Below are 6,143 nucleotides of genomic sequence, written 5' to 3'. Positions count from 1 at the left end.
CGACACTCCTCTCTCGGTCCCCGTGGGATCACCCCGATCCCCTCCCGGGACCCCTGGCCCGCCTCTCGGTCCCCGTGGGATCTCCCCGATCCCCTCCCGGGACCCGCGGGCCAGGGGTCCCGGGAGGGGATCGGGGAGATCCCACGGGGACCGAGAGAGGAGTGTCGGGTCAGCCCTTGACGGCGCGCTGGAGAGCCTCGGCGCGTGCGGTGGACTCCCAGGTGAAATCGAGCTCGGGGCGACCGAAGTGGCCGTAGGCGGCCGTCTGGGCGTAGACCGGCCGCAGCAGGTCCAGATCCCGGATGATCGCGGCGGGACGGAGGTCGAACACGCTCGTCACCGCGTCCTGGATCTGGATGTCCGGGACGGTTCCGGTGCCGAAGGTCTCCACGAACAGGCCGACCGGCTGCGCCTTGCCGATCGCGTACGCCACCTGGACCTCGCAGCGGCTGGCGAGACCCGCGGCGACGACGTTCTTTGCGACCCAGCGCATCGCGTACGCGGCGGAGCGGTCGACCTTGGACGGGTCCTTGCCGGAGAAGGCACCACCGCCGTGGCGGGCGTAACCGCCGTAGGTGTCGACGATGATCTTACGGCCAGTCAGGCCGGCGTCACCCATCGGGCCGCCGATCTCGAACCGGCCGGTCGGGTTGACCAGCAGCCGGCGCCCCTCGGTGGCGATCTCGAGCAGGGCCAGCTCCGGCTCGACGACGTACTCGGCGATGTCCGGCGCGAGCAGGGTGTCCAGGTCGATGTCGGCGGCGTGCTGCGAGGAGACGACGACCGTGTCGAGCCGGGCCGGCTTCCCGTCGACGTACTCGATGGTCACCTGGGTCTTGCCGTCCGGCCGCAGGTAGCCGACCTGGCCCTCCTTGCGGACCGCGGACAGCCGCCTGGCGAGGCGGTGCGCCAGCGCGATCGGCAGCGGCATGAGCTCGGGGGTCTCGTCGCAGGCGAACCCGAACATCAGGCCCTGGTCGCCGGCGCCCTGCCGGTCGAACTCGTCGTCGGCGGAACCCTCGACGCGAGTCTCGTGCGCCGTGTCGACGCCCTGGGCGATGTCCGGGGACTGCGCGCCGATCGACACACTGACGCCGCAGGACGCGCCGTCGAAGCCCTTCTTGGAGGAGTCGTAACCAATCTCCAGGATGCGCTCGCGGACGACGGAGGCGATGTCGACGTAGGTCTTCGTGGTGACCTCGCCGGCGACGTGGACCTGACCCGTCGTGATGAGCGTCTCCACGGCGACCCGACTCTTCGGGTCATCCTTGATCATGGCATCGAGAATCGAGTCGCTGATCTGATCGGCGATCTTGTCCGGATGCCCCTCGGTGACGGACTCGGACGTGAACAGGCGCGTCGCCACTGGACTAACCCCCTGGGTGATCCGGCTGATTCCGACGAAGCTTACCGAGGTGCCGCGAGGGGTACACGTAGCGCCTCCGCGGGCGTTCCATCGGTCCGATCGGCCGTGAGGCCGACCACGAGGTCGAGGATCCGATGCGCGAGGAGGTCCTTGCTCGTGTGCTCGATCGCCGTCTCGCCACCGCGGGGGTCCAGTACCACGGCGGCGTTGTGTTCCACCTCGAATCCGAGGCCGGCGCCGACCTCGTTGACCACGAGCAGGTCGACCGGCTTGCGCGCCAGTTTGGCCCGGGCGTGGTCGAGTACCCCGCGGCCGGGACCGCCGGTCTCGGCCGCGAAACCGACGAGGACCTGACCGGGCGGGCGGTTCGCCAGCAGCTCGGCCAACACGTCGGGATTCGCCACGAGCGGGATGGAGTCCGGGGCCGCGGACTCCTTCTTGATCTTGTAGGCCTGCGGCGCCCCGGGGCGGAAGTCGGCGACCGCGGCCGCCATGACGACCACGTCCGCCGAGGGCGCGACCTCGTGGACCCGATCGCGCAGCTGCGCCGCGGAGGTGACCGGGATCGTGCGGGCGCCGGCGACCTCGGGCAGCGCGACGTTCGCCGCCACCACCGTGACGGAGGCTCCCCGCACCACGGCCGCCCTGGCCACGGCGTACCCCTGACGGCCGCTCGAGGCGTTGCCGAGGAACCGGACGGGGTCGAGGTACTCCCGGGTGCCGCCAGCCGTGACCAGGACATGCCGGCCGGCAAGATCGGGCCGCACCCCGGCCGCACCCCGGGCCAGCACCGCCATGCCGAGCGCGGCGATCTCCGCTGGCTCTGGCAGGCGGCCCGGACCCGAGTCGGCGCCGGTCAGCCGGCCCACCGCCGGCTCAACCACCACCGCTCCCCGCACCCGCAGGGTCGCCACGTTCGCCCGGGTGGCCGGGTGCTGCCACATCTCGGTGTGCATCGCCGGCGCGTAGACGACCGGGCAGGTCGCCGTCAGCAGGGTGCCGGTGAGCAGGTCGTCGGCGCGCCCGGCGGCCGCGCGGGCCATCAGGTCCGCGGTGGCTGGCGCGACGAGGACGAGGTCGGCCTCGCGGCCGATCCGGACATGGGCGACCTCGTCCGCGTCGTCCCACACGTCCGTGGTGACCGGGTTCCCCGACAGCGCCGCCCAAGTCGTCGCGCCGACGAACCGCAGCGCCGACGGCGTGGGCACCACCCGGACCTCGTGGCCGGACTCGGTGAACCGGCGGAGCACCTCCACCGCCTTGTAGGCGGCGATGCCGCCCGCCACACCGATCACGACCCGGGGACGCCGAGGGCCGGACAACCCGGTGCCGGAGCGCTCTGCGTCGGACATCTCGGTCATCGTCCTACATCAGGAGACCGGCGGGAGGCTGTCGGCGACGGTCTCGTGAGTGAGCAGGCCGGCGTTGATCTCACGCAACGCGATCGACAGCGGCTTCTCCTGCGCGTTGGTCGTCTCGACCAGCGGGCCGACGTACTCCAGCAGACCCTCGCCGAGCTGCGAGTAGTAGGCGTTGATCTGACGAGCTCGCTTCGCCGCGTAGATGACCAGGCTGTACTTCGAGTCGGTCGCCTCGAGGAGCTCGTCGATGGGGGGGTTGGTGATGCCTTCGGGATGGGCGACGGTACCGGCCACGATGTCCTTCCGGAATGGGACGTCCGAGGCGGCTGCGCCGTCCGGACAGTGCAGAGCGCAGGCTACGCGGGGGCAGGGCGGGCTGCGCGGAGGAGGCTGTACGGCATGTGGGCTGTACGGAGATGCCGGCTGCGCGGGCGACCGGTGGGCCGGACCTACGAGCCGATCATCAATGCTACCAAGCGGGCTGCCGCAGACCGCACGTCGTCGTTCACGATCACGTCGTCGAACTCCGTCTCGGCCGCGAGTTCGATGCGCGCCCGGTCCAGCCTGCGGGCGATGACCTCGGATGACTCGGTCCCCCGACCGGTCAGCCGACGGACGAGCTCGTCGAAGGTGGGCGGGGCGAGGAAGACAAAACGGGCCTGTGGCATCGCCGAGCGCACCTGCCGGGCGCCCAGCAGCTCGATCTCCAGCAGGCAGGGCACACCCGCGGCGAGCCCTTCGAGAAGCGGACGGCGGGGGGTGCCGTAGGCGTGTCCGGCAAACATCGCGTGCTCGACGAACTCCCCGGCCTTGACCATCCGGGCGAACTCCTCGGCGTCGACGAAGTGGTACTCGACACCGTCGGTCTCATCCGGACGCGGTGGCCGCGTGGTGGCGCTGACCGAGACCCAGACCTCGGGGTGACGTTCCCGGACTGCCGCGACGACGGTGCCCTTCCCGACTCCGGACGGCCCGGACAGCACTGTAAGACCCACGGGCACCACGATAGGACCTCTCGGTCAGTCGGCGCGCACCCGGTCATCAGTCCCCAGAGGACACGAGGACGGGACTGGTTTCCCAGGGACGGCCGGATCGGGGGAGGTTAAAGAAATGCCGCCCCCGATCCGACCGGAAGGAAGGGCGACATCGCCGGAAGAATGTGAGTGACGCCACCCTCCCGTCAACGCCGCTACCCGCCGTAACCATGATCCGGGCTGGCGGAGTGGTTTTCCCACTCCACCGGATCAGGCCATGCCGAACTCCTCGAGGAGTGCGGCACGCTGCTTGGCGCCGAGTCCTCGCAGTCGGCGGGTCGGACTGATCCCGAGCCGTTCCCGGATCTTCTGGGCGCGTACGCGCCCCACTCCGGGAAGCGACTCAAGAACAGCCGAAACCTTCATCTTGCCGACGACCTCATCAGCCTCGGCCTGTTCCAGGACGGCGGCCAGCGTGGTCTCCGCCTTCTTCAACCGCTCCTTGAGTTCCGCACGCTGCTTACGAGCCAACGCTGCTTTCTCGAGGGCGGCGGCCCTCTGCTCGGGCGTTAGGGGCGGCAGGGGCACGGGTACGCCTCCTCAATTCGGTGATCGCGCCGCGCAAACTAGCGAGGAAGGGACTCCTCAGTCCAGCCTTGGCCATAACACTCTGATGCGAACATATTGTCAGCACAAGAGAAGGCTTTGACGGACGAAAGGGGTGGCCCACTCGTGCCGCACCCTTTCGGTCTACGGCGGCCCCACCGTACCGCTTCGTACCGCACCAGGACGAACACACCCTGGTCCCATCGGCGTCACAGCAGGTCAGCAGCCCTGCCGGCAGCGCTGAGACCTGCGGCGACGGCCCTCGCGGCGGCCCCGGGGTCGGGCGCACCGGTGATCGGGCGACCCACCACGACCAGGTCAGAACCCCCCACAAGGGCAGCTTCCGGCGTCGCGGTTCGGGCCTGATCGCCGGTTTCCGACCCCGCCGGTCGCACGCCTGGAGTGATGAGAGTCACATTGCTACCAAGCTCCATACGGACCATTCGAACCTCCCGCGGACTGCACACCAGGGTGCGCGCACCGGCTTCGACCGCAAGCACGGCGAGCCTGCGGACGGCGTCGGAAGGGGGTCCGGCGAGCCCGATCGCGCTGAGCGCCGCCACATCCAGCGAGGTGAGTACGGTCACGACGGCTACCTCGACATCCGGGGCCGCCTCGATCGCCGCACGTATCATCGCCGCCCCCCCAGCCGCATGCACGGTCACGAAACGAGGGCCCAACGGGGTGATTGAGCGCATTCCCCCGGCGACCGTGGCGGGAATGTCGTGCAGTTTGAGATCGAGGAACAACTCCGGGGCACTCCCGGTGCCGCCCGCGGCGACCGCCGCGCCGCCTGCCCCGGCGAGCACGCCGGCCGCGCGCAGCGCCGTCACGATTGCCGGGCCCTCCCGGTAGAACAGCTCCAGACCGATCTTCAGCACGGCCACGGTGGGGGCGACCGCGGCGGCCCAGCACAGCGCGGTCGCGGCGTCCGGGGCATCCAGCGCGACCGCCAGCGGCGCCCGGCCCCGCAGCGGGGTGAAGCGGGGCGCGGCCGCGCTCCTCCCGCCGGAACTCCTCCGGCCGGCGCTCATCCGCTCCTCCTGGCCGCCGGTCCGAACGCGGCGGACTCAGGCGCCGCGGACTCAGGCGCGGCGGAGCCGGAGGATTCGGGCGGCGAGCCGCCCGGTTGTCCCCCGCCCCACGCCTGCCGCAGCGCCGCGTGGTATTCCTGCAACGATCGGACCCCCAGCTCCCCCCGTACCAGCGCTTCCACGCCCTGCACGCAGGCCGCCGCACCCTGGATCGTGGTGATGCACGGAACCCCGGCACTCACGCAGGCTGTGCGGATCTCATAGCCGTCCAGGCGCGGGCCGACGCCCCACGGGGTGTTGATGACGAGGTCGATCTGCCCGGATGTAATCATCTCGACACAGTCGAGTAGCCCCTCGGTGGGGGCCCAGTGCTTGCCGAGGACGACCGCCTTGACCCCGTTGCGCCGCAACACGTCCGCGGTCCCCTCGGTGGCGTAGACGACGAAACCGAGATCCGCGAGCCGCTTGATCGGAAAAACCATCGCCCGTTTGTCCCGGTTGGCCACGGAGACGAACACGCGGCCATAGGTGGGCAGCGAGGCGTACGCGGCGGCCTGAGACTTGGCGTACGCCGTGCCGAAGCCGTCGTCGATGCCCATCACCTCACCGGTCGACTTCATCTCCGGCCCGAGGACGGTGTCGACGCCGCGGCCACCGGCGTCACGGAAGCGCCCGAAGGGCAGCACGGCCTCCTTGACCGAGATGTGCGAGTCCAGCGGCAGGGTGCCACCGTCGCCGGAGCGCGGCAGCAGGCCCTCGGCCCGCAGCTCGTCGATGGTCGCGCCGAGCATCACCCGGGCGG

Annotated in this window: 6 protein-coding genes and 1 pseudogene; all 7 read right to left on the bottom strand. The window is 70.7% G+C overall.

All coding sequences use genetic code 11. The annotated features are described in order from the left end of the window. Positions 1-169: 169 nt before the first annotated feature. The gene (gene metK, locus AC08ON_RS04220; protein WP_476606489.1) at positions 170-1,366 is read right to left on the bottom strand and encodes a methionine adenosyltransferase; all 1,197 of its coding nucleotides are present in this window, start codon (positions 1,364-1,366) and stop codon (positions 170-172) included. A 41-nt stretch (positions 1,367-1,407) separates the two neighbouring features. Beyond that, the gene (gene coaBC / locus AC08ON_RS04215; RefSeq protein ID WP_476606490.1) at positions 1,408-2,718 is read right to left on the bottom strand and encodes a bifunctional phosphopantothenoylcysteine decarboxylase/phosphopantothenate--cysteine ligase CoaBC; all 1,311 of its coding nucleotides are present in this window, start codon (positions 2,716-2,718) and stop codon (positions 1,408-1,410) included. A gap of 18 nt (positions 2,719-2,736) precedes the next feature. Next, on the bottom strand, positions 2,737-3,021 hold the full coding sequence (gene rpoZ, locus AC08ON_RS04210) for a DNA-directed RNA polymerase subunit omega (RefSeq protein ID WP_476606491.1): 285 nt from the start codon (positions 3,019-3,021) through the stop codon (positions 2,737-2,739). Positions 3,022-3,176: 155 nt separating this feature from the next. Next, positions 3,177-3,722 carry a guanylate kinase gene (gmk, locus tag AC08ON_RS04205; RefSeq protein WP_476606492.1) on the bottom strand — a complete coding sequence of 182 codons (546 nt, stop codon included), beginning with the start codon at positions 3,720-3,722 and terminating at the stop codon, positions 3,177-3,179. A gap of 249 nt (positions 3,723-3,971) precedes the next feature. Then, the gene (gene mihF / locus AC08ON_RS04200) at positions 3,972-4,289 is read right to left on the bottom strand and encodes an integration host factor, actinobacterial type (RefSeq protein ID WP_011437581.1); all 318 of its coding nucleotides are present in this window, start codon (positions 4,287-4,289) and stop codon (positions 3,972-3,974) included. Positions 4,290-4,516: 227 nt separating this feature from the next. Further along, positions 4,517-5,341 (bottom strand): orotidine-5'-phosphate decarboxylase, encoded by an 825-nt coding sequence (gene pyrF, locus AC08ON_RS04195; protein WP_476606493.1) that lies wholly within the window; start codon positions 5,339-5,341, stop codon positions 4,517-4,519. Continuing rightward, positions 5,338-6,143, bottom strand: a pseudogene (carB, locus tag AC08ON_RS04190) (carbamoyl-phosphate synthase large subunit); the annotation flags it as partial. The pseudogene carB and the gene pyrF, both read right to left, overlap by 4 nt.

Source organism: Frankia sp. CoWAU3 (assembly GCF_977971855.1).
Note: the sequence above shows the minus strand (reverse complement) of the source record. Positions and strands in the feature narration are given on the sequence as shown.